Annotated in this window: 21 protein-coding genes and 1 pseudogene; 13 read left to right on the top strand and 9 right to left on the bottom strand. The window is 70.3% G+C overall.

From position 1 onward, the window contains the following. The first annotated feature begins 158 nt into the window (after nucleotides 1-158). On the top strand, nucleotides 159-1,046 hold the full coding sequence (locus tag OG242_RS13435) for a hypothetical protein (RefSeq protein WP_405898396.1): 888 nt from the start codon (nucleotides 159-161) through the stop codon (nucleotides 1,044-1,046). 40 nt (nucleotides 1,047-1,086) lie between these two features. Here OG242_RS13435 and OG242_RS13440 read toward each other — a convergent pair whose 3' ends face one another. Then, on the bottom strand, nucleotides 1,087-2,280 hold the full coding sequence (locus OG242_RS13440; protein WP_405898397.1) for an RtcB family protein: 1,194 nt from the start codon (nucleotides 2,278-2,280) through the stop codon (nucleotides 1,087-1,089). A 171-nt stretch (nucleotides 2,281-2,451) separates the two neighbouring features. Between OG242_RS13440 and OG242_RS13445 the strand changes: the two genes are divergently transcribed. The 3 genes from OG242_RS13445 to OG242_RS13455 all read left to right on the top strand — a co-directional run bounded on the left by OG242_RS13445 (nucleotide 2,452) and on the right by OG242_RS13455 (nucleotide 5,847). Further along, nucleotides 2,452-3,339 (top strand): DUF3558 domain-containing protein, encoded by an 888-nt coding sequence (locus OG242_RS13445; protein ID WP_405898398.1) that lies wholly within the window; start codon nucleotides 2,452-2,454, stop codon nucleotides 3,337-3,339. Between the two features lie 191 nt (nucleotides 3,340-3,530). After that, nucleotides 3,531-4,394 (top strand): DUF3558 domain-containing protein, encoded by an 864-nt coding sequence (locus tag OG242_RS13450; protein WP_405898399.1) that lies wholly within the window; start codon nucleotides 3,531-3,533, stop codon nucleotides 4,392-4,394. Nucleotides 4,395-4,554: 160 nt separating this feature from the next. Beyond that, nucleotides 4,555-5,847 carry a DUF2637 domain-containing protein gene (locus OG242_RS13455; RefSeq protein ID WP_405901598.1) on the top strand — a complete coding sequence of 431 codons (1,293 nt, stop codon included), beginning with the start codon at nucleotides 4,555-4,557 and terminating at the stop codon, nucleotides 5,845-5,847. A gap of 54 nt (nucleotides 5,848-5,901) precedes the next feature. Here OG242_RS13455 and lysS read toward each other — a convergent pair whose 3' ends face one another. Further along, the gene (gene lysS, locus OG242_RS13460) at nucleotides 5,902-7,662 is read right to left on the bottom strand and encodes a lysine--tRNA ligase (protein WP_405898400.1); all 1,761 of its coding nucleotides are present in this window, start codon (nucleotides 7,660-7,662) and stop codon (nucleotides 5,902-5,904) included. A gap of 134 nt (nucleotides 7,663-7,796) precedes the next feature. Here lysS and argS point away from each other — a divergent pair, with 134 nt between their 5' ends. Both argS and OG242_RS13470 read left to right on the top strand, forming a co-directional pair. Continuing rightward, a complete protein-coding gene (gene argS, locus OG242_RS13465; RefSeq protein WP_405898401.1) occupies nucleotides 7,797-9,575 on the top strand; it encodes an arginine--tRNA ligase in 1,779 nt (592 codons plus the stop codon). A gap of 160 nt (nucleotides 9,576-9,735) precedes the next feature. Further along, nucleotides 9,736-10,149: an ATP-binding protein gene (locus OG242_RS13470; RefSeq protein WP_405898402.1), complete on the top strand. Its 414-nt coding sequence runs from the start codon at nucleotides 9,736-9,738 to the stop codon at nucleotides 10,147-10,149. A 67-nt stretch (nucleotides 10,150-10,216) separates the two neighbouring features. Here the strand turns inward: OG242_RS13470 and OG242_RS13475 are convergent, their stop codons facing one another. Then, nucleotides 10,217-11,452 carry a phospholipase D-like domain-containing protein gene (locus OG242_RS13475; protein WP_405898403.1) on the bottom strand — a complete coding sequence of 412 codons (1,236 nt, stop codon included), beginning with the start codon at nucleotides 11,450-11,452 and terminating at the stop codon, nucleotides 10,217-10,219. 144 nt (nucleotides 11,453-11,596) lie between these two features. Here OG242_RS13475 and OG242_RS13480 point away from each other — a divergent pair, with 144 nt between their 5' ends. Further along, nucleotides 11,597-12,862 carry a choice-of-anchor A family protein gene (locus OG242_RS13480; protein ID WP_405898404.1) on the top strand — a complete coding sequence of 422 codons (1,266 nt, stop codon included), beginning with the start codon at nucleotides 11,597-11,599 and terminating at the stop codon, nucleotides 12,860-12,862. A 42-nt stretch (nucleotides 12,863-12,904) separates the two neighbouring features. Here OG242_RS13480 and OG242_RS13485 read toward each other — a convergent pair whose 3' ends face one another. Beyond that, nucleotides 12,905-14,236, bottom strand: coding sequence for a helix-turn-helix domain-containing protein (locus OG242_RS13485; protein WP_405898405.1), 1,332 nt, complete (start codon nucleotides 14,234-14,236; stop codon nucleotides 12,905-12,907). A 334-nt stretch (nucleotides 14,237-14,570) separates the two neighbouring features. Between OG242_RS13485 and OG242_RS13490 the strand changes: the two genes are divergently transcribed. Then, on the top strand, nucleotides 14,571-15,272 hold the full coding sequence (locus OG242_RS13490; protein ID WP_405898406.1) for a DUF4232 domain-containing protein: 702 nt from the start codon (nucleotides 14,571-14,573) through the stop codon (nucleotides 15,270-15,272). On the opposite strand, the gene OG242_RS13495 is transcribed toward OG242_RS13490, so the two are convergent. Beyond that, complete coding sequence (locus OG242_RS13495) at nucleotides 15,266-15,679, bottom strand: DUF3224 domain-containing protein (RefSeq protein ID WP_405898407.1); 414 nt, start codon at nucleotides 15,677-15,679, stop codon at nucleotides 15,266-15,268. The genes OG242_RS13490 and OG242_RS13495 overlap by 7 nt on opposite strands. Before the next feature lie 90 nt (nucleotides 15,680-15,769). Between OG242_RS13495 and OG242_RS13500 the strand changes: the two genes are divergently transcribed. Then, nucleotides 15,770-16,117, top strand: coding sequence for a hypothetical protein (locus OG242_RS13500; protein ID WP_405898408.1), 348 nt, complete (start codon nucleotides 15,770-15,772; stop codon nucleotides 16,115-16,117). Here the strand turns inward: OG242_RS13500 and OG242_RS13505 are convergent. Then, entirely contained in the window at nucleotides 16,092-16,520 is a 429-nt protein-coding gene (locus OG242_RS13505) for an ATP-binding protein (RefSeq protein WP_405898409.1), read from the bottom strand. The genes OG242_RS13500 and OG242_RS13505 overlap by 26 nt on opposite strands. Nucleotides 16,521-16,633: 113 nt before the next feature. Between OG242_RS13505 and OG242_RS13510 the strand changes: the two genes are divergently transcribed. Beyond that, nucleotides 16,634-17,458 carry a Scr1 family TA system antitoxin-like transcriptional regulator gene (locus OG242_RS13510; RefSeq protein ID WP_405898410.1) on the top strand — a complete coding sequence of 275 codons (825 nt, stop codon included), beginning with the start codon at nucleotides 16,634-16,636 and terminating at the stop codon, nucleotides 17,456-17,458. Further along, nucleotides 17,455-17,694 carry a DUF397 domain-containing protein gene (locus OG242_RS13515; protein WP_405898411.1) on the top strand — a complete coding sequence of 80 codons (240 nt, stop codon included), beginning with the start codon at nucleotides 17,455-17,457 and terminating at the stop codon, nucleotides 17,692-17,694. The genes OG242_RS13510 and OG242_RS13515 overlap by 4 nt, the downstream gene beginning before the upstream one ends. Nucleotides 17,695-17,777: 83 nt before the next feature. Here OG242_RS13515 and OG242_RS13520 read toward each other — a convergent pair whose 3' ends face one another. Further along, nucleotides 17,778-18,566 carry a DUF4253 domain-containing protein gene (locus tag OG242_RS13520; protein WP_405898412.1) on the bottom strand — a complete coding sequence of 263 codons (789 nt, stop codon included), beginning with the start codon at nucleotides 18,564-18,566 and terminating at the stop codon, nucleotides 17,778-17,780. Between the two features lie 117 nt (nucleotides 18,567-18,683). Here OG242_RS13520 and OG242_RS13525 point away from each other — a divergent pair, with 117 nt between their 5' ends. Beyond that, nucleotides 18,684-19,031, top strand: coding sequence for a hypothetical protein (locus tag OG242_RS13525; RefSeq protein ID WP_405898413.1), 348 nt, complete (start codon nucleotides 18,684-18,686; stop codon nucleotides 19,029-19,031). On the opposite strand, the pseudogene OG242_RS13530 reads toward OG242_RS13525, so the two are convergent. Beyond that, nucleotides 19,006-19,152: pseudogene (locus OG242_RS13530) on the bottom strand (hypothetical protein); the annotation flags it as partial. The gene OG242_RS13525 and the pseudogene OG242_RS13530 sit on opposite strands and share 26 nt — an antisense overlap. Here OG242_RS13530 and OG242_RS13535 point away from each other — a divergent pair. Then, a complete protein-coding gene (locus tag OG242_RS13535; protein ID WP_405901784.1) occupies nucleotides 19,112-19,267 on the top strand; it encodes a hypothetical protein in 156 nt (51 codons plus the stop codon). The pseudogene OG242_RS13530 and the gene OG242_RS13535 overlap by 41 nt on opposite strands. Nucleotides 19,268-19,589: 322 nt before the next feature. On the opposite strand, the gene OG242_RS13540 is transcribed toward OG242_RS13535, so the two are convergent. Next, nucleotides 19,590-20,579 carry a MarR family transcriptional regulator gene (locus OG242_RS13540; protein WP_405898414.1) on the bottom strand — a complete coding sequence of 330 codons (990 nt, stop codon included), beginning with the start codon at nucleotides 20,577-20,579 and terminating at the stop codon, nucleotides 19,590-19,592. Nucleotides 20,580-20,917: the final 338 nt, after the last annotated feature.

The following is a 20,917-nucleotide window of genomic DNA, read 5'->3' on the forward strand; positions in this document are numbered from 1 at the left end:
CTCTCCGAGATCCGTCACCCGCCCGAGGGAACGCTCCACGATCGCCGGAAACAGTGCAGGTCACCGGCATACGGTCGGTCACAACTTCATACAGAGCGGCTCTCGGCCCGGATTGCAGCCCGGCCGAGAGCCTGACCACCAAGGAAGTGGAGCTTCCCGTGGCCGAGCACGACCCTAACGCCCTCGCACTTTTCGACGCCGACCTTCTGGCATCCCGCACAGGCAGATTCATGGATCTCACCGATCCCGATTACAGCTACATGTTCGGTTTCATCCAGGCCGACGGGCACCTCGCTGCCGGAACCGGCAGAAAAGGCCGCCTCACCGTCGAACTCAACGTGCGGGACATCGCCATCCTCCGCGAGTTCCAGCAGCTCACCCCGTACAACTCCAGCATCAAGGAGCGCGTACGGGCCACCAACTTCTCCGCCCGCCATCACTCGGCGACCTGGGCACTCTGCTCTCTCGAAGCACGGACCGTGCTCAACGAACTGGGCCTTCCGTACGGCCGCAAGTCGCGGAGCATCAAGCCGCCTCGCGTGGATTTCTCCCCGCGTGACTACCTCCGCGGTGTGATCGACGCCGATGGGCCAGTGGGATACACGGGCCACGGGTTTCCGTTCATCTCACTCACGACGGCCAGCACGGCCGTGGGCGCGTACCTCTGCTTCTACGCCAAGAAGGTCACCGGCACCCGGCGCTCGATCGCGCGGAACAGCCGGGACGGCGTCTACAACATCCTTTACACGATGGAGGCCGCAGTAGAACTGGCCGAGCACTTCTACTATCCGGGATGTCTCGCGCTGCCTCGTAAACAGGCCTCCGCCGCGTCTGTCTCCGCCTGGCAACGCCCGCCGGGGCTCAAGCCCCGGGCGAAGAACCGGCGCTGGAAGCCCTGGGAGGACGAACTCCTGCTTCGCATGGGCGACGCGGCAGTCGCAGCGGTGGAGCTCGACCGCACCACGGCCAGCTGCTCGGTCCGTCTGTGGCGGCTGAAATCGGGGCAGATCCCGGCGCCCGGCGCCCCCGCACCGACCTCACCTTGAGCGAGGGCGGGCGGAGCGCCGGATACGCCCCGCCCGTCCCTCACCCCTTGACGCAGATGACCTGCTTCACCTTGGCGACGACCTCTACCAGGTCCCGCTGCTGCTCCATGACCTGCTCGATCGGCTTGTACGCGGCGGGGATCTCGTCCACGACTCCGGAGTCCTTGCGGCACTCCACGCCCTGCGTCTGTGCCGCGAGGTCGCGCGCCGAGAACCGCCGCTTGGCCGCGTTCCGGCTCATCCTGCGGCCCGCGCCGTGCGAGGCCGAATTGAACGCCTTCTCGTTGCCGAGGCCCTTCACGATGTACGTGGCCGTGCCCATGGACCCCGGGATGATTCCCAGCTCGCCCGCACCGGCCCGGATGGCGCCCTTGCGGGTCACCAGCAGGTCCATGCCCTCGTAGCGCTCTTCCGCGACGTAGTTGTGGTGGCAGCTGACCTCCTGTTCGAAGGTCACCTTCGCCTTCTTGAACTCCTTGCGGATCACGTTCTTCAGAAGCGCCATCATGGCCGCACGGTTGTACTTCGCGTACTCCTGCGCCCAGAAGAGGTCGTTGCGGTAGTCCCGCATCGGTTCGGTGTCCGCGAGGAAGACGGCCAGGTCGTGGTCGACCAATCCCTGATTGTGCGCCAGCTGCTGCGCCCGCCCGATGTGGAAGTCGGCCAGTTCCTTGCCGATCGCACGCGAGCCGGAGTGCAGCGTGAGCCACACCACTCCCGACTCGTCCAACGAGACCTCGATGTGGTGGTTGCCCCCGCCGAGCGTTCCCATCTGCTTCGTGGCCCGTTCCTGACGGAATTTGACCGCTTCGGCCACCCCGTCGAACCGCTCCCAGAAGTCGTCCCATCCCCGCGCCGCGAGGCCGTACAGGCCGGACGGGTCCACCGGGTCGTCGTGCATCCCCCGGCCGACCGGGATCGCCTGCTCGATCTTCGAGCGCAGGCGGGAGAGGTCGCCGGGCAGGTCGTTCGCGGTCAGCGACGTCTTCACCGCGGACATGCCGCAGCCGATGTCCACGCCGACCGCCGCCGGGCAGACCGCCCCGTGCATCGCGATCACGGAGCCGACCGTGGCGCCCTTGCCGAAGTGGACGTCGGGCATGACGGCCAGGCCCTTGATCCACGGCAGTGTGGCGACGTTGCGCAGCTGCTGCATCGCCACGTCCTCGACCGACGCCGGGTCGGTCCACATCCGGATGGGAACCTTCGCACCCGGTACCTCTACATACGACATAACCCCTCGATTCCCCCGAAAAAGTCTGAAGCGCAAAACCGGCGCCAAGATCGGTCAAAGAGGTCGGCCGACCGGCGTTCACAGCGGCGCGTGCGATACACATTGTGTCCACCGGCCGCCATCGAGCGGCAACCGTTTTTCGCACGAAGGGAGCCCAGGACCGTGCGACGAATGGCGTACGCGACCGGCGCCGTGCTCATCGCAGCGCTCGCCGCCGGCTGCACCAGCGACTCCGGAAGCGGCGATTCCCCACCCGACAGCAAGCCGGGCACCCTGGCCGCCTCCTCCGCACCCCCGGGCAAGTACCGCACCCTCCCCGACGCCTGCCGCGCCATCCCGCTGGCCACCCTCAAGGACCTCCTGCCGGGCACCGCCGACATGCCGGACGCCCAGCAGGAGAAGGTGTTCGAGGGCGCCGCCACGGTCACGTACGACACCGACCGGCGGATCGGCTGCCGCTGGAAGTCCGACGCCCCCGAGGGCACCCGCAGCATCCACCTCGACTTCGAACGCGTCGTCTCCTACGACACCTCCGTGAGCGACGACGACCGCGCCCGCGGGGTGTACGCGAAGAAGGAGGCCGCCGCCGACCTCCCCGACTCCGCCCTGCCGCCGGGCGAGACCCCCGACGCCTCCCCGTCGGGCTCCGGGCACGCGGACTCCGGCACGGCCGGCAGGACCGAGGACAAGGACGGCACGAAGGACGGCGGTTCCCCGGACAGCACCGACGACGCGGAAAACACCGACGACGCGGACAGCAGCGACGACGCGTCCGCCGACAGCTCCGACGACACCACGTCCGGCAGTCCCGCCGACAGCCTCCAGCCCCGTCTGCTCGACAAGCTCGGCGACAGCGCCTTCCTGGACGACGCGCTCGTCCAGGCCGGGTCCACGGCCCGGCACCGCACCGTGAGCGTGGTGTTCCGCACATCCAACGTCATCGTGACCGTCGAGTACACGGCCCAGCCGGCCCTCACCACCGAGGTGCCCGACAGCAAGGAACTCCAGGAGAAGGCCCAGGCACTGGCCCGTCAGCTGGTCGATTCGTTCAACGACTGACACCGCCTCCCGGCCCGCCCGTACCCCCGGCGCCCCGCTCCCCGCGCCCTCCCGCGGAGGCGGCATCCGCGCGCCGTCCGTCGTACCGTGGCCCTCCGGAGCCACCGGCGGCCGATCGCCGCGGCCTGTCTCCGTACGGCTACCGCCGCACAACCGTCCCCCGACCGCCGCGTCATCCGAGTGAAGGAACCATGCACCGATCCGCCCCGCGACTCACCCGCATACTCGCCTGCGCCGCCGTCCCGGTGATGCTCCTCGTCGCCGGCTGCTCGTCGGACTCCGACGGCGAGAAGGAGGCGGACGCGTCCGCCTCCGCCTCGCCGGACGCGACGAAATCGGAACCGGCCGTCGAGGCGGCGAAGTTCGCCGGGCTGCCCGACCCCTGCTCCTCGGTCGAGGCGAAGACCGTCAAGTCGCTGGTCCCCTCGGCCAAGAGCAAGAAGGGCACCCGCAGCAAGTCCAGCGACGCGTCCGCCCGGGGCGGCTGCTCCTGGAACGGCCTGGCCGACAAGGGCGTCAAGGGCTCCCAGTACCGCTGGCTGGACGTCGGCTTCACCCGCTTCGCCTCGGACCAGACCCTGGGCAGCGGGGCCGCCCGCGCCGGGGACGAACTCTCCAAGCAGGTCAAGAAGACCGAGGCGACCGACGGCGCGAAGAACGTCGCGACCGAGCCCGTCAGCGGCATCGGCGACCAGGCCACCAAGGTCACGTACGACCAGTCCAAGACGGGCGAGGACTTCAGGTTCGCCACGATCGTGGCCCGTACGGGGAACGTCGTCGTGGTCGTCAACTACAACGGCGCCGGCTACGCGGGTTCGAAGACCCCGTCCGAGGAGACGATCCTGAAGGGCGCCACGATGGCGGTCAAGGACGCGGTCGCCGCCGTGGCCGACGCGAACGCCGGCCCGGCCGAGAGCCCGAAGGCCTCCGGCAAGCCCACCGGCAAGTCCTCCGCGAAGGCTTCGGACGACTCCGCCAAGAAGCCGTCCGAGAAGCCGTCCAAGGAGCCGTCGAAGAAGCCGAGTTCGTCGGCCGGGTCGAAGTCCTCGGACTGACCCCGGGGGCCGCCCCCGCCCCTCCCCCCGCGACACCCGTCGCACACATGTGCCAGGCTGTGCCCGCCGGAAACAAGCCAAGGCGGTGCCAAGACGGCGCCAAGACAACGCCAAGGCACCGAGGGACAAGGGAACAGGGAGGGGATGGGGGGTGGCTGCGATGCAGCTGACGCGCACGCACCGAATACTGATCGGCCTGGTCGTGGCCGGCGCGGTGCTGATCGCCGCGATCGGCTTCGCCGGTTCGTACGCGGCGGTGCGCGAGCTGGCCCTGAGCAAGGGGTTCGGGGACTTCTCGCTGGTCTTCCCGATCGGCATCGACGCGGGCATCTGCGTCCTGCTGGCACTGGACCTGCTGCTGACCTGGCTGCGCATCCCGTTCCCGCTGCTGCGCCAGACCGCCTGGCTGCTGACGGCCGCGACGATCGCGTTCAACGGCGCCGCCGCCTGGCCCGACCCGCTCGGCGTCGGGATGCACGCGGTCATCCCCGTCCTGTTCGTCGTCTCCGTCGAGGCCGCCCGCCACGCGGTGGGCCGGATCGCGGACATCACGGCCGACAAGCACATGGAGGGCGTCCGCCTCACCCGCTGGCTGCTCTCGCCGGTCCCCACCTTCCGGCTCTGGCGCCGGATGAAGCTGTGGGAGCTCCGCAGCTACGAGCAGGTCATCAAGCTCGAACAAGACCGGCTGATCTACCAGGCGCGCCTCCAGGCCCGCTACGGCCGCGCCTGGCGCCGACGGGCCCCCGTCGAGTCCCTGATGCCGCTGCGCCTCGCGAAGTACGGCGTCCCGCTCGCCGAGACCGGCCCCGCGGGCCTGGCCGCCGCCGGCATCGAACCGGCGCTGCTGCCGCCGGCCCCGGAGACGGCCCCGCCCCCGGAGACGGTGGCCCGGGGCCAGGCGGTCCCGGCCGCGGTCGAGACCGCCCAGCAGCACCCCGAGCTCCCCCACACCGCTCCCCCGGACGCCCCCGCCGTACCGGAGGAGCACCCCCAGGCCCCCGGGCAGCCCGCCTCCGACGACGACAACCCCTGGTTCCCGGAACGGGTGACCGCCAAGGTCTACGAGGGCGGCTACGACCCCGACTTCGAGGTCGAGGTCCCGACGCCGCACCAGGTCCCCACGGGCCCGGGCGGCCGCACCCGCCCCCTGGGCAACGTGGGCACGGTCGGCAGCGGCGGCCCGGACGCCCAGGAGGAACCGCCCGCGCCCTCGCCCGCACCCGCCGATGAATGGGCGCAGGAGGACGAGGAGTTCGCGCAGATCGCGTACGAGGTGTTCTCCGCGTTCGTCGCCGAGCACAACGACTACCCGAGCGTCGCGGTGCTCGACATACACCTCTCGGACGGCCACAACGTCCGCCACCCGCGCGGCGAGGCGCTGCTCCGGCATCTGATGCCGGCCTTCAAGCAGCGCTTCCACGCGGAGCTGGAAGCCGAACACATCGCGTAGGCGGAACGCCGAGGGGCCGCCCCCCACCGGGAGGCGGCCCCTCGTGCGCCGGTACTACGCGCCCAGCAGCCTGCGCACCCGGTCCGCGCCCACCGCGAGCAGCAGCGTGGGCAGGCGCGGGCCCGTGTCGCGGCTGACGAGCAGCCGGTAGAGCAGGGCGAAGAAGGACCGCTGGGCGGTCTTCAGCTCGGGCGTCGGCTTGGCGTCGGGCTCCAGGCCCGCGAGGACCTTCGGCACGCCGTAGACGAGCGTGGTCAGGCCGTCGAGGGACCAGTGCGTGTCCAGGCCCTCCAGGAGGAGCCGCAGCGACTCGCGGCCCTCGTCGTCGAGCGAGCCGAGGAGGTCCTTGTCGGGCTCGTCGCGGACGACGGTGCGGGCCTCGGCCGGGACCTGGGTGGTGATCCAGCTCTCCGCCCGGTCGAGGCGCGGGCGGGCCTCGTCCAGCGAGGCGAGCGGGTTGGACGGGTCCAGTTCGCTGAGGATGCGCAGCGTCTGGTCCTCGGCGCCGGCGGTGATGTCGGCGACCGAGGCGAGCGTGCGGTAGGGCAGCGGGCGCGGCGTGCTCGGCAGCTCACCGGCGGCGGTGCCGGTCGCGCGGGCGTACGCGGCGGCGTCGGCCGGGAGGACCGTGCCGTCGGCGACCTTGCGGGCCAGCGAGTCCCACTCGTCGTAGAGCCGCTGGATCTCCTGGTCGAAGGCGATCTTGAAGGACTGGTTGGGCCTGCGGCGGGCGTAGAGCCAGCGCAGCAGCGGGGCCTCCATGATCTTCAGGGCGTCGGCCGGGGTGGGCACGCCGCCCTTGCTGGAGGACATCTTGGCCATGCCGGAGATGCCGACGAAGGCGTACATCGGGCCGATCGGCTGGACGCCGTCGAAGATCTCGCGGACGATCTGGCCGCCGACGACGAATGAGGAGCCGGGCGAGGAGTGGTCGACGCCGCTGGGCTCGAAGATCACGCCCTCGTACGCCCAGCGCATGGGCCAGTCGACCTTCCAGACCAGCTTGCCGCGGTTGAACTCGTTCAGCCGGACGGTCTCGGCGAAGCCGCAGGCCGTGCAGGTGTAGTTCAGCTCGGTGGTGTCGTCGTCGTACGAGGTGACGGTGGTGAGGTCCTTCTCGCAGTTGCCGCAGTAGGGCTTGTACGGGAAGTAGCCGCCGGCGCCGCCGGAGCCGTCGTCCTCGCCGGCGGCGCCGGAGCCGGCCTCGGCCTCCAGCTCGGCCTCGTCGGCCTTCTTCTGCTGGGGCTTCTTGCCGCCCTTGCCGCCGGCCGCCGGGTCCTTCTTGGTGCGGTAGCGGTCGAGGACGGCGTCGATGTCCGCGCGGTGGCGCATGGCGTGCAGGATCTGCTCGCGGTAGGTGCCCGCGAGGTACTGCTCCGTCTGGCTGATGGCGTCGTACTCGACGCCCAGCTCGTCCAGGGACGCGGTCATGGCGGCCTTGAAGTGCTCGGCCCAGTTCGGGTACGCGGACCCGGCCGGGGCGGGCACCGAGGTCAGCGGCTTGCCGATGTGCTCGGCCCAGGACTCGTCGATGCCGGGGACGCCGTTCGGCACCTTGCGGTAGCGGTCGTAGTCGTCCCAGGAGATCAGGTGGCGCACGGTGTGGCCGCGGCGGCGGATCTCGTCGGCGACCAGGTGCGGGGTCATGACCTCGCGGAGGTTGCCCAGGTGGATCGGGCCGGACGGGGAGAGGCCGGAGGCGACGACGACCGGTTTGCCAGGCGCACGACGCTCCGATTCGGCGATGACATCGTCCGCGAAGCGGGAGACCCAGTCGGTCTCGGTGCTGCTCTGACTCTGAGCCACGGTCGGCACGTCCTTCTCTCGGGTAGGACTCGTAGGGGCACCGACCATTCTCCCAGGTGCGGGCCGCAGCACGAAAACGGCTTTACGCCCCGTGGAATACTGGACTGATCCTCTGTACCTCTACGGAAACGGCAGCCCGTCCCATGCCTGAGCACGGCTCGGTCAATTCCCTCGCTTCCACGCTCCAGCAGCAGCTGGCGGACGCCCTCTCGGCAGCCCTGCCTGAGGCCGGCACCGCCGACCCGCTGCTGCGCCGAAGCGACCGGGCCGACTTCCAGGCCAACGGCATCCTCGCGCTCGCCAAGAAGCTCAAGGGCAACCCGCGCGAGCTGGCCGCGAAGGTCACCGGCGCGCTCCCTGCCTCGGACCTGATCAAGGACGTCGAGGTGTCGGGCCCCGGCTTCCTGAACGTCACGCTCACCGACCGGGCGATCACCGGGACGCTCGCCGCGCGCGCCGCGGACGGCGACCGGCTGGGCATCCCGGTGAACGCGGCGGCGGGCACCACCGTCGTCGACTACGCCCAGCCGAACGTGGCCAAGGAGATGCACGTCGGCCATCTGCGGTCCGCGGTGATCGGTGACGCGATGGTGCGGATCCTGGAGTTCACGGGCGAGTCCGTGGTCCGGCGGCACCACATCGGTGACTGGGGCACCCAGTTCGGCATGCTCATCCAGTACCTCGTGGAGCACCCGCACGAGCTGGACCACGAGGGCGCCGGGGAGGACGGCGAGGCCGCCATGTCCTCGCTGAACCGGCTGTACAAGGCGTCGCGGGTCCTGTTCGACTCGGACGAGGAGTTCAAGGCGCGTTCCCGGGACCGGGTGGTCGCGCTCCAGGCGGGCGACGCGGAGACGCTGGCCATGTGGCAGCGGTTCGTGGACGAGTCGAAGATCTACTTCTACTCGGTCTTCGACAAGCTGGACATGGAGATCTCCGACCCCGACATCGTCGGTGAGTCCGGGTACAACGACATGCTGGAGGAGACCTGCCGCATCCTGGAGGAGACGGGCGTCGCGGTCCGCTCCGAGGGTGCGCTGTGCGTCTTCTTCGACGACGTGCTGGGCCCGGACGGCAACAAGGTCCCGCTGATCGTCAAGAAGACGAACGGCGGCTACGGCTACGCGGCGACCGACCTCTCCGCGATCCGGGACCGGGTGCGGAACCTCAGGGCGGACAGCCTGCTGTACGTGGTGGACGCGCGGCAGGCGCTGCACTTCAGGATGGTCTTCGAGACGGCCCGGCGGGCGGGCTGGCTGAACGAGGACGTGAAGGCGCACCAGCTCGCGTTCGGCACGGTGCTCGGCAAGGACGGCAAGCCGTTCAAGACCCGTGAGGGCGTCACGGTCCGGCTGGAAGAACTGCTGGACGAGGCGGTCGAGCGGGCGACGGCCGTGGTCCGGGGGAAGGCCGACAAGGTGGGCCTGACCGAGGAGGAGATCGTCGAGAACGGCCGGTACGTCGGCGTGGGCGCCGTGAAGTACGCGGACCTGTCGACCTCCGCCGTGCGGGACTACAAGTTCGACCTGGACCAGATGGTGTCGCTGAACGGCGACACGTCGGTGTACATCCAGTACGCGTTCGCGCGCAGCCAGTCGATCATGCGCCAGGCGGGCGACGCGAAGGCGGTCGCGCACCCGGAGCTGGAGCTGGCCCCGGCGGAGCGGGCGCTCGGACTGCACCTGGACGAGTTCGGCGAGGTACTGGCCGAGGTGGCCGCCGGTTACGAGCCGCACAAGCTGGCCGCGTACCTCTACCAGCTCGCGTCGCTCTTCACGACGTTCTACGACCAGTGCCACGTCCTGAGCGAGGACAACACGGCCGAGGTCGTCGAGAACCGGCTGTTCTTCTGCGACCTCACCGCCCGGACCCTGCACCGTGGCATGGCGCTGCTCGGCATCCGGACGCCCGAGCGGCTCTGACACGTCGCAGCCTGCGGAAGCCTGCGGGGCCCGGCGGCACTTCGGTGCCGCCGGGCCCCGCCTTTCTCGGCTGCCCCGGAAGACTTTCGGATACGCAACGGCCTCCGGGGCAAAAGAAGAATTCAGACCGTTCTACCGAACCATTCTCTGGGGGCGGAAGATGAGTGACCATTGCACAGCGCCTGACCCGCCTTCGCCCGAGATCACGGAGACCGTGCCGCCGCCGGAGAAAGCGGCGGAGGCCCGGGCGGTGGCTGCCGCATTCGTGGCGGCCCTCGATCCGCCGCCCTCCCCGACGACCGTCCAGGACCTGTTGCTGCTCGTCTCGGAGCTGGTGACGAACGCGGTACGGCACGCGGGGTCGGTGTCCGCGCTGGCCTTCGGCGCGGACGAGAAGGCGTTGTACGTGCAGGTCGCCGATCCCAGCCCGGACCGCCCGCAGCAGCGCGTCCCGGACATGACCGGCGCCGCCGGGGGATTCGGCTGGCCGCTGGTGCTGCGGCTGGCCAGGAAAGTCACCGTCCGGAATCACACCGGCCCGGGAAAAATCATCCTCGCGACAATGGCGCGCTGACCCCGCATTGACCTGACCGCCTTAACAGGAAAGCGCGGTCAGGTGAATGCGGAAGACTCGACAGGACTCAGAGGAAGCGGCGCAGGGGCACGACCGCCGCCTCGCGCAGCCGCTGGAGGACCGGCCGGCGCCGCCACCGCCGGCCCTCGATCCGCTCGCTCACCGTCAGGTCCTGCTCGAAGTGGCCGTCCAGCGTCTCGGTGAACGCCCGGTCCATGACCGCGAGCATGACCTCCTCGTCGTGGTCCAGGGAGCGGCGGTTGATGTTGGTGGACCCGGTCAGCGCGGCCACCCGGTCCACGGTGACGACCTTGGCGTGCATCATCGTCGGCCGGTACTGGAAGATCTTCACGCCGCACTCCGTCAGCTGCTCGTAGTACAGCTGGCCGGCGAGCTGGCAGACCCGCTTGTCGGTGTGCGGGCCGGGGAGCAGGATCTCGACCTCGACGCCGCGCCGCGCCGCCGCGCACAGCAACTCCACGAAGAAGGCGTCCGGTGCGAAGTAGGCCGTGGCGATCCTGACGCGCTCCTCGGCGGACTCCAGGACGACCCGGAGCAGCGTCTGCATGTCCTGCCAGCCGACGCTCGCCGAGCCGCGCACGACCTGCACCACGGCGTCGCCGTGCGGCGGGATGTTCCGGAACCGGTCGCGGTCGTCGAAGAGTTCGTCGTGGCACTCGGCCCAGTTCTGCGCGAAGGCCGCCGCGAGGCCGTCCACGGCCGGGCCGCGCACCCGTACATGGGTGTCCCGCCACTCGTTCTCGTCGCGCGCGTCGCCGCACCACTCCTCGGCGATGCCCACGCCGCCGGTGAACGCCGTCTCCTCGTCCACCACGAGGACCTTGCGGTGGCAGCGGTGGTTCTGCTTCAGCGGGGAGAGGTACAGCGGCTTGCGGAACCAGGCGACGTGGACGCCCGCGTCCTCCATGGCGCGGAGCTGGTCCTTCTCTATGAGCCTGCTGCCGAACCCGTCGAGCAGCAGCCGCACGCGGACCCCGGCCCGGGCCCGGTCGGCCAGGGTGGCGGCGAACTCCTTCGCGATGTCGCCGCGCCAGTAGACGAAGGTCATCATGTCCACGGTGTGCTCGGCGCCCCGGATGGAGGCCAGCATCGAGGCGAAGATCGCGTCGCCGTTCCGCAGGGGGACCAGTTCGTTCCCCTCGGTCGCGGCGATTCCGATGAGGCGTTCCAGCCGCCGTCGGAGGCGGTGGGCGCGCTCGTCGAGGAGCGCGTCCCCGGGTGCGTCGGGTGTCTCCGGGAGCTCCGGGCAGAGTTCGGGTCTGTCGTCAGTGCCGCTCGTCATGGCTGACCGTCTTCCCCGGTGCCCCCGGACCAACCCGGGCCGGAGATCCCCTCATTGGTCTTGACCAATTTCCGTAAGTATGAGAATCATGGCCCAAGTCGCCCACAGAACCTTCATAACTGCTCTGCAGGAGAACCACGCACTATGCGCATACCGACCTCCGCCGCTCTCGCGGCGCTCGGCGGTGCCCTCGTTCTCGGGCTCACCGTCGCTCCGGCCGCCCAGGCCGCCCCCGCCACCGCGGACTGCACCACGGACGCCTTCGGGATCGCCGGGAAGTACGGCGAGTTCGTTCTCGGGGACGACGTCCACTCCCCCGACGCCGAAGGCGCCGTGGCGGTCGGCGGCAACGCCGACTTCAGCGGCGGGTTCAGCGTCGGCAACGAGCTGACGGCCGCCCAGGTCGACGCACTGCCCGGGCGGGCGTCGCTCGTCGTGCGCGGCGACCTGGTCAACGGCGGTTCGGCCACCGTCGTGATGAAGGGCAACGCCGTCGTCGGCGGCACGGTCAAGGACCGGGCCCTCGAAATGCACAAGGGCACCTTCGGCAAGAAGGCCGACCTCATCGACTTCGACGGCGAGTTCGCCAAGCTGCGCTCCTACTCGGACGCACTGGCCAAGGAACCGGCCACGTCCGGCGCCTCGGTGAGCCTCGACGGCAACCGGCTGACGCTGACCGGCACGGACAGCGGCCGCAACGTGTTCTCCGTGGAGGCGTCGAAGCTGGAGAAGGCGAAGGAGGTCTTCGTCAAGGTCCCGGCCGGCGCGACGACGATCGTCAACGTCACGGGCCAGTCGTACGACATGGCGGCCGCCGGCACGACGGGCTTCTTCCTGTCGGGCGGTCAGGACTTCGTCCTGGACGACAAGCTGCAGAGCGCGGACGACGGCGCGGTCCGCGCCAAGCTGCTGTGGAACTTCCCGGACGCCGACAAGATCGTCAAGAACAGCCAGGCCGCCTGGCCCGGCAGCGTGCTCGCGCCCCACGCCCACCTGGAGCTGGGCACGGCCGCCCCGGTCAACGGCTCGGTCTGGGTCGCCTCGCTGCACGGCTCGGGCGGCGCGGAGACGCACCACTTCCCGTTCACCGGCTGCCTCCCCGAGGTCCCCGGCACCAGCACCCCGACGACGCCCGGTACGACCCCGAGCGGCACGCCGTCGACCACGCCCCCGGCGACCACCACCCCGTCGCCCCCGGCCACCCCGTCCGGCACCGCGACGCCGTCCGGCACCCCGTCGGGCTCGGCGACTCCGGGCGCCCCGGCCCCGTCCGCCAGCCCCTCGCAGCCCGAGGGCGACCTGGCCACGACCGGCAGCAGCAACATGATCCCGATCACCGTCGGGGGCGCCGCCGTCGTCGCCGCCGGTGCGGCCCTGGTCGTCGTGGCGCGCCGCCGCAAGCGCGCCTGACCCACCTGAGCGGTACGCGGTCCCCCGGGGGCCGCGTACCGCTCAGCGCTTCTCCCACACCGACGTGTCGTAGCGGTAGTAGTACTCAGGCCGCCCCGCGATGCTGCTCGTACGGAACGGCTTGCCGCCCTCGTCGACGCGCAGGGTGCCGGTGCGGCCGCCGCTGCTCCACTCCAGCTCCAGGTACCAGCTGACGTCGTGGCCCTCCACGTGCGCGTCCAGGTCGAAGACCTCCACATCGCTGGAGGACACCCGGAACGGGAAGTCCTTGGCCGGCACGACCTCGTCGCCCTGCTTCCCGGCGACCGGGGTGAGCGAGGGGCGGCTGTCGTCCAGGTCCACGTCGAAGGACTGGGGCTCGATGCCGCTGCCGCACCCCTCGCCCATCGAGAACGCGGGCTGCTGCACGGGGGCCCGCTGGCTCAGCACCTTGACCCGGAGGCTGTTCAGGACGACCGCCTGCTGGGAGGCCCCCTGCACGGTCAGCTCCAGCCTCATGCCGCCGCCGTCCACCCCGCCGAGCGCCCGCGCCCAGCCCCGGGTGCTGTTGGGCGGCGGCGGGGGCGGCACGGTCTTCGGGTCCTGGGCGAGCAGGTAGAACTGCCCGCACGGCTCCTCCCAGTTGTACGAGCTGATGGTCACCGTGGGCGGCCCCCCGGTACCGCCCTTCGGGCCGCCGGTGGTGTGCGAGGGGGACGGGGACGACCGTACGGAGGGACTGGCGGACCCCGCGCTCGCGGAGGGGCTCGGGCTCTTCGAGGCGCTGACCGACGGCGACGGGCTCTGCGGCGACGCGGACACGGCGTCGGCGCCCTTCCCCTCCGCGGTGCTCCGCCTGTCCGTCAGGCCGACGGCCGCGTCGGACCCGGTCTCCCTCATCTGGCCGATGACCACGGCGGTGGGCACGGTGAGCGCGACGACCGCGGCGGCGGCGAGCAGCACCCGCGTACGCCCGGAGACCCGGCGCCGGCGGGTGGGGGGCGCGGGGGCGACGCGTACGGGCTCGGGCTCCGGAGCCGGCTCCGCGCGTACGGGTTCGGGTTCGGGCTCGGGCTCCACGGGCTGCGCCGGAACCGGAGCCTCCGGCTCCGCTACCTCCGGCTCCACGACCTCCGCCTTCCCCCGCCCCCGCGCCGCATCGGCCAGGATCCAGCGGCGGTGGACCTCCACCAACTCGTCGCCCGTCGCCCCGCAGAGGCGGGCGAACCGTTCCACGGGCGCGAACTCACCCGGGACCGCGTCCCCGTTGCAGTACCGGTGGAGCGTCGACGTACTGACGTGCAGGCGCCCGGCCAGCACCCCGTAACTGCGCCCCGAACGGCCCTTCAGTTTCTTCAGCAGGGCCGCGAATTCCTCGGCCTCCGGCGTCGTCACTGCGGCGTTCCCCCTCTGGTCCGTCCCGGATCACCGTTCCAGGGACGTGCGATCTGCCCAGGTCACAGTACGCGCAGCCATTCCAGCATCCCCAATGGTGCGGCGGGCGTTGCGGCCGGAATCCGCCGTGCCACAAGCTCGGACCACACCACAGCGACCAGGGGAACGACGCAGTGCGAACCCTCATCCGCATCGGGCTCACCGATGCGCTGGCCATCGGGGTGGTGATCGTGACCACCGCGATCGTCCTGCTCCTGATCTGCCACAACTGACCGCAGCACACGAACCACAGCACACCGACCACTGACCCAGCACACTCACGGGGAGTACCACCATGCGCAGCAACCGCATCCGCACCACCGTCCTGGCGGCCACCACCCTGCTCGCCGCACTGTCGCTCACGGCGTGCGGCGGGGAGGACGGCACCGACGCGAAGAAGCCGGCGGCGGCCGTCCAGGACACCGCCGGCTCGCCGACGCCGGAGACCTCGACCGCACCCGAGAAGGACTCGACGTCGCCGACGGACACCGAACCGGCCGCCGACACCAAGCCGAAGGCCCCGGCCGCAGCCCCGAAGACGAAGGCCCCGGCGGCCCCCAAGGCCAAGCCGAAGACCCCGGTCACCTGCACCGGCGCGAACACGAAGGTCACCGTCACCAAGGTGAGCCGCCCGGTCAACCACCTGCTGCTCACGGTCACCAACAAGGGTGACCGCCCCTGCTACGCGTACCACGCGCCGATGCTCCGCTTCGACGGCGCGCAGGCGGTGTTCCGGGTGCTTGAGGACAGCCAGCCGCAGGCGGTCGTGACGCTGGACCCGGGCCAGTCCGCGTACGCCGCGATCGGCCTGACGGGCGAGCCGAACGGCCAGAAGCCGTACCCGAGCAAGCACCTCGGCGTCACCTTCGCCGACCGCAACGACGGACCCATCAACTCCGCGTCGACCGAGCTGACGCTGCCCGCCGGGACCTACTGGGACGACAACGGCTTCGTCACCTACTGGCAGAGCGAGATGGCCGACGCGCTCACCTACTGACCACTCAGCTCGAAGTCGAACCAGACCCGATGCGTGCCGTCCTCGTCGACGGCGAGTCCGCCGCCCCCGCTGATCCCGGCGAGGGCGGCGGTCCCGCTCCCCGGCACGACCGAGAAGAACTCGTTGGCCCGGTCGCTGCCGGTCGTCGCGGCCGAGTGCACGAAGTTGAACGTGCCCTCGTGCCCGGCGAGCGCCCCCTCGAAGGACTCCATGGCGACGTACGTCCCGACCCCCGACTCCTGGTCGAAGGCAGCGGTGAACAAGGTCGTCGACCGCCCCGCCACCTCCCCCTCGAAAGTCTTCACGATGGTCGCCACCCCGACGGGCAGCGCGGTGACCACCTCGGGCTCGGGCTTCAGCTCGGACGGGACGAAGGAGTTGACGGTGAACGTTCCGGAAGCTTTCATGCGCCCGATCGTAGGAGCCGGGTACGACAGTCGAGGGCCTAGGTACAACGACTCATGTGCCGGGGCACCCCGACTGGTGGAATCGCACGCATGCCGCACCCCGTCGTCGCGAACAACCGCCCCCGGCACGCGTGGATCGCCTCGCTCCTCTCCACGATCGTGACGCTGCCGCTCGTCTACGTGGCCCTGCTGTACAGCATGCTCGCGCCGATGGCCTGCGACTCCTGCTCGGAAGCGGACGACAAGCGCATGGAAGCCACTTTCGGCCCGGCCTTCGCGGTGTCCTGCTGCGGGCTGCTCCTGGCCCTGATCACCGTGGTCGCGAGCTGGGCACACACCAGACGCAGGCCACCGGCCGCGATCGCCCTCGCGGTGGCCGCCCCCTTCGTCGTGGCCCTCACCTGGGCGGCGTTCATGACCGTCCTCGCCTGGCCGTGACCGCCTGAACACCGAACTCACACCACACGACCTTCCCGGGCACCCGCTCCCCCACCCCCCACCGGTCCGCCAGCGCGTCGACGATCACCAGGCCCCGCCCCGACTCCCCGTCGGGCTCCCGCACCCCGGGCTCGCCGTCCCCGCTGTCGTGCACCTCGACCCGGACCTGACCCTCGTCCCGCAGCCACAGCATCAGCCGGTACCCACGCCCCGGCGGCACCCCGTGCACCAGCGCGTTGGTCGCCAACTCGCTCACGCACACCACCACGTCGTCCGCCCGCGCCTCACCGACCTCCCAGTCGGCCAGCGCCTCCCGTACGAACTCCCGGGCCGCCCGGACCGACCGGCGCTCCCGCCGGAAGAACCGCTCGCGCAGCTGTGGGAGTTGCATCGTCTCGTTCATGAGACGAGCGTCACACTCGGTGACTAGGCTGTCGCAGTGCGCAGACCCGTACACCTTTCCTGTACGGGTCGGGCGCGCGTGAAGTACGAACGCGGGCGGGAAGTGAGGACCGTATGCAACCCAGGAAGCGGCAGCGCAAGAACGCGTCGGCAATGAAACTCGTCGGAGCGCTGGTCGCCCGGTTCCGCGTCGCGGCAGAGCTGACCCAGCGCCAGCTGGCGGAAGAGACGTGCACCCAGCCGGAGACCATCGCCTCCATCGAGCAAGGCAGACGAGCACTCCAACTACCGCTGGCCCGCCGCATGGACAGCCTCCTGGACACGAAGGGGGCACTGGCGACGGCGGTGGAGAACCTGCCGGAGGTGGACCTGATCCCGGCTTGGGCGGAGGAGTACATGGACTTGGAGCGGGAGGCGCTCGCCCTCTGCTTCTTCGCCAATCAAGTGCTGCCGGGCCTACTCCAGACCGAGCGCTACGCACGAGCCGTGTTCGACAGCCGAGTCCCCACGTTCAGCCGGGACGAGATCGACGCGCATGTGGCCAAGCGTCTGGAGCGCCAGGAAATCCTGCGCCGCGATGTGCCGCCCACCACCAGCTTCGTCATCTCCGAGGCCGTCGTCCGAGACCGCCTCGGCGGCGAGGAGACGTACCGCGAAACACTCCACCACCTGCGGGCCTACGCCGGAATGCCAGGCATCTCACTCCAGGTCATGCCATTGGCTCGGACGCATCACGCAGGTCTCGATGGACCGTTCATCCTGCTGGAGACGCCTGACTACCAACGCATCGCCTACACGGAAAGCCAACGGGGCAGCCAGCTCATCTCCGATCCGGATGAGATCAGCATCCTCGCGCAGAGGTATGCGATGCTGCGAACGCAGGCTCTCAACACCGAGGAAACGAGGGCCCTGCTGGACAGGCTTCTAGGAGAATTATGAGCACCGCACTTAAGTGGTTCAAGTCCAGCTACAGCGGCAGCGACGGTGGGGAGTGCCTCGAAGTCGCCTACAACTGGCAGAAGTCGAGCTACAGCAGCGAGCAGGGCGGCGCGTGCGTAGAGGTCGCCGCCCACCCCGCCGCCGTCCACGTCCGCGACTCCAAGAACCCCGAGGGCCCCACGCTCACCCTCACCCCCACCACCTGGACGGCCTTCGCCACGCACCTCGGCTCCTGAGCCGCCCACACCCAGGCCATCGTCTCGGCCAGGCCCCCGCCTGTTGGCTGCCGGGTGCGCGGCGAGCAGCACCGCCGTCATGCCTAGTCCCACCAGAACGACCAGGAAGTGCGTCCTATGAGGTCCATCGCGTACTCGGGAAACGGTGTGGGCGGGTCGTCGACGACGTTGTCAGCGGTCGAGAGCACGTGTTCCAAAGCGAGCAGGTTCGCGTGCTCTGCTTCGGTGGGCGGCCTCGCGACCGATACGTGCAGCTCGCTGCCGAACACCGCCACGACCCGGGCGCCGAAGCGGTCTTCCCAGCTCCGCAGGAGTGCACACAGCAGAGGCAGCGGTGCCTCCGCGGACCAGCCGATCGACGCCAGAGCATCGCCGCTGTGATGGGCAGGGACAAGCACGAGTCGGCACTCGTCCAGCCCGAACTGCCCCGTCTCGATGAACCAAGACAGCAGGCTCGCCGCCGCTTCCTCGGGCCTCGGGTCTGCGGACGCAGTCGGCATCTGCGGTGCCAGGCCCGGCCACTGCTCGAAGGGCGGCCCGGGGTCGTGTGGCCATGGTTCGACTCCCTCAGGCGCCGCCGGGGCCGGTGTCGGGTCCATCCAGAAGGGCAGCCTTCTGCGCCGGTACTCGGCGAAGTCCGTGGCCAGCACCTCCTCCAGGCGAACGGCATCAACGTGGTCCAGGCCGAGCGGCCTTCCCAAGGCATCGGGCCGGCACAGGAGCGGAACAAGGCCGCGGGCCTTCTGCTCGCTCAGCAGACGAGACCACAGCTGATCGATGTCTTGAGGAAATGCGTCAGAGACCCACACGTGCGTAGGACCGGAAGACAGGAACCGGCCGGGAGGCAGACCATCGGGCAGGACAAACGACATGGCCGCACCGTAGACCGTGACCCTGACATCGCAGCTACCCGCATGCAGTGATTAAACGAATCGCCCTAGGTGCGACGACTCATGTGCCGGGACTCCGCGTCTGGTGGAATCGCACGCATGTCGCATCCAGCCGTCCCGGACGACCGCCCCCGCAAGGTCTGGATCCCCCCGGCGATCTCCACGCTCATCACACCCGTGCTCGGGTTCCTCGCCCTCGCGTTCAGCGTGATCTCCCAGATGGTCTGCGACGCGTGCTCGGAGGCGGAGAACCGCAGTTACAGCGCCAGCTTCTACCCGGCCTGGACGGTGCTCTGCTGCGGCGTGGGGCTGGCCCTGGTCGTACTGCTCGCGAGCTGGGTGCTCACCCGGCGCAGGCCGGCGGCGGCAAAATTCCTCGCAGTGGCCGCACCCGCCACCGTCTTCCTGGCGTGGGTGTTCTTCATGGCGCTGGTGGACTGGCCGTAGGCCGGCCCGCTCGGCCCCACAGCCGTTGCGCGACCTCCGTCGCCCGGTATGTCAGAACCAGCTGCGCGCCCGCACGGCGGATGCCCGTCAGACTCTCCATAATCGCCGCGTCCCGGCCGATCAAGATCGAGCGCATCGCGGACGACACCGACCTGGCCGTCCATCTCCCCGCTGGGGCCTACCACATGGGTCCAGAGGTGGACGGTCGTTCGGGCTCCGCGGGGGTGGGCACCTGATCGGTCACCGCAGGCTCGGTGTCCTCGGTGAGGTCCCGCTCGATGGCCTGCTTGATCCTGACCGGCTGGCAGGTCCCTGAAGAGGCGGTGGACATCGCCGTTCTGGCCGCCCTCAGCGAGATGGTCAGCAAAAGGGAGGACAGGGCGTGTTCCTCATTCGGTGCCTCCCGGCCCGGGCACTGGCAGCAGCACCTGGCGCGATGCTGTGAATCCAGTAGCGCGTACGGATGTCATCGGGGCCGCTCAGCTCAGAGTCGGCCCCGATGGCGTGCTGGAACACTCGAAGACTCAGAGGGATGCCCTGACTCCCTGGCGGGCGGGTTCAGCGGGCCCTCAGTTGCTCGCGGATCCGTCGCACGTGGCCCTGGACGTCGCACCCGGCGCCGGAGTCCTCCTCGGGTGCCGGGTCGGCGGCGGGTGCATGGGCGCTGCGGAGGCAGGGGCCGCAGAGGCCGTCGCGGAATACCTCGGGCGGACCGGGTGTGCGGCAGTCGGCGCACTCGATCATCAGGTGGCGGGCGGGAGCGGCCTGCGGGGCGGGGGCGGGGAGCTGCGGCGGGAGCTTGTCGACGAGGCGGCGGCGGACGAAGCCGACGGGTGAGTCGACGGCTTCGGGGAGACCGGCAGTGAGGGCGTGGGTGAGGTGGTTCGCGTCCGCACCGCGTGCGAACCACTGGGCGGCCAGCTGTTCCAGCGCCGCGCAGTCGGCGGCGGACAGGACCAGGCGGGGATCGGTGCGGCCCAGTTCCGCCAGTGCGAGGTACGCGGGCGAGGGGCCCTGCGGCTCCCGGGTGCGCTGTTGCGGCAGGACCGGGGCGGGCGGCGGGGCGTCCGTGGCGGCGGGTTCGGCCGGAACCCAGGGCGGCGGTGGGCCCACTGGCGCCACGGGCGGCTGTGGGGCGCAGTGGGTCTCCTCGGTGGCGAGGAAGGTGGTCCACCACTCGTTGTCGCGGGCCGTTCGCGACCAGAAGGTGCGGGTGACCCAGCGGATGGACTCGCCGTCACCGACCGCGCACCGGACCTGGCGCAGATGACCCGCCACGGCCAGGGCCCGCAGCGCACTGCCGACGGCCATCTGCCCGTACAGGGGCTGGCACTTGGCCAGGGACTTGATGCCCATCGCCGCACCGTCGGGGAGCGTGTCGACGTACCCGGCGATGTACCGCTCCCGCACCGGAAGAAGCGCGAAGTCGTCGGCCCGGGGCGGGCACTGGTCCGGGACGGCCCGCTTGCCGTAGCCGGGACTGGCCTTCGGATACGGGGCCGAACGGGCCGGGGACGGCAGGGCGGGGCTAAGGTTTTGGGTAGCCACAGGATCGGAACTTTCGCTTGGGCGATCTTGAGGTGAGACCCCGGCCGGTGTTGGCACACCGCGTCGGGGTCGCTTCGTCTGGCGGCACCGTAAGCAGTCGCGACGCCGCGTCGCAAGTCGGTCACGAATAGTCACACTTGTTCGCCGTGGCGGGGTAGGGAGGGTGGGGAGGTTTTCCCCAACCCCTTCTTTTACCTACCGGTTGTACGACATCGCTCGGATCTCGCAGCCCGAATCCCGACGCCCGGCACCCGGGTCCCAAGACTCGGGCGGAGCGCCCTCCCCGTACACACGAAAGGGGGAACAGGGCCGTTCCGAAGCTCGCGTCCCGAGACCCG

The sequence above is a fragment of the Streptomyces sp. NBC_00727 genome, from assembly GCF_045161745.1.
In the GTDB taxonomy this organism is placed as follows: Bacteria; Actinomycetota; Actinomycetes; order Streptomycetales; family Streptomycetaceae; genus Streptomyces.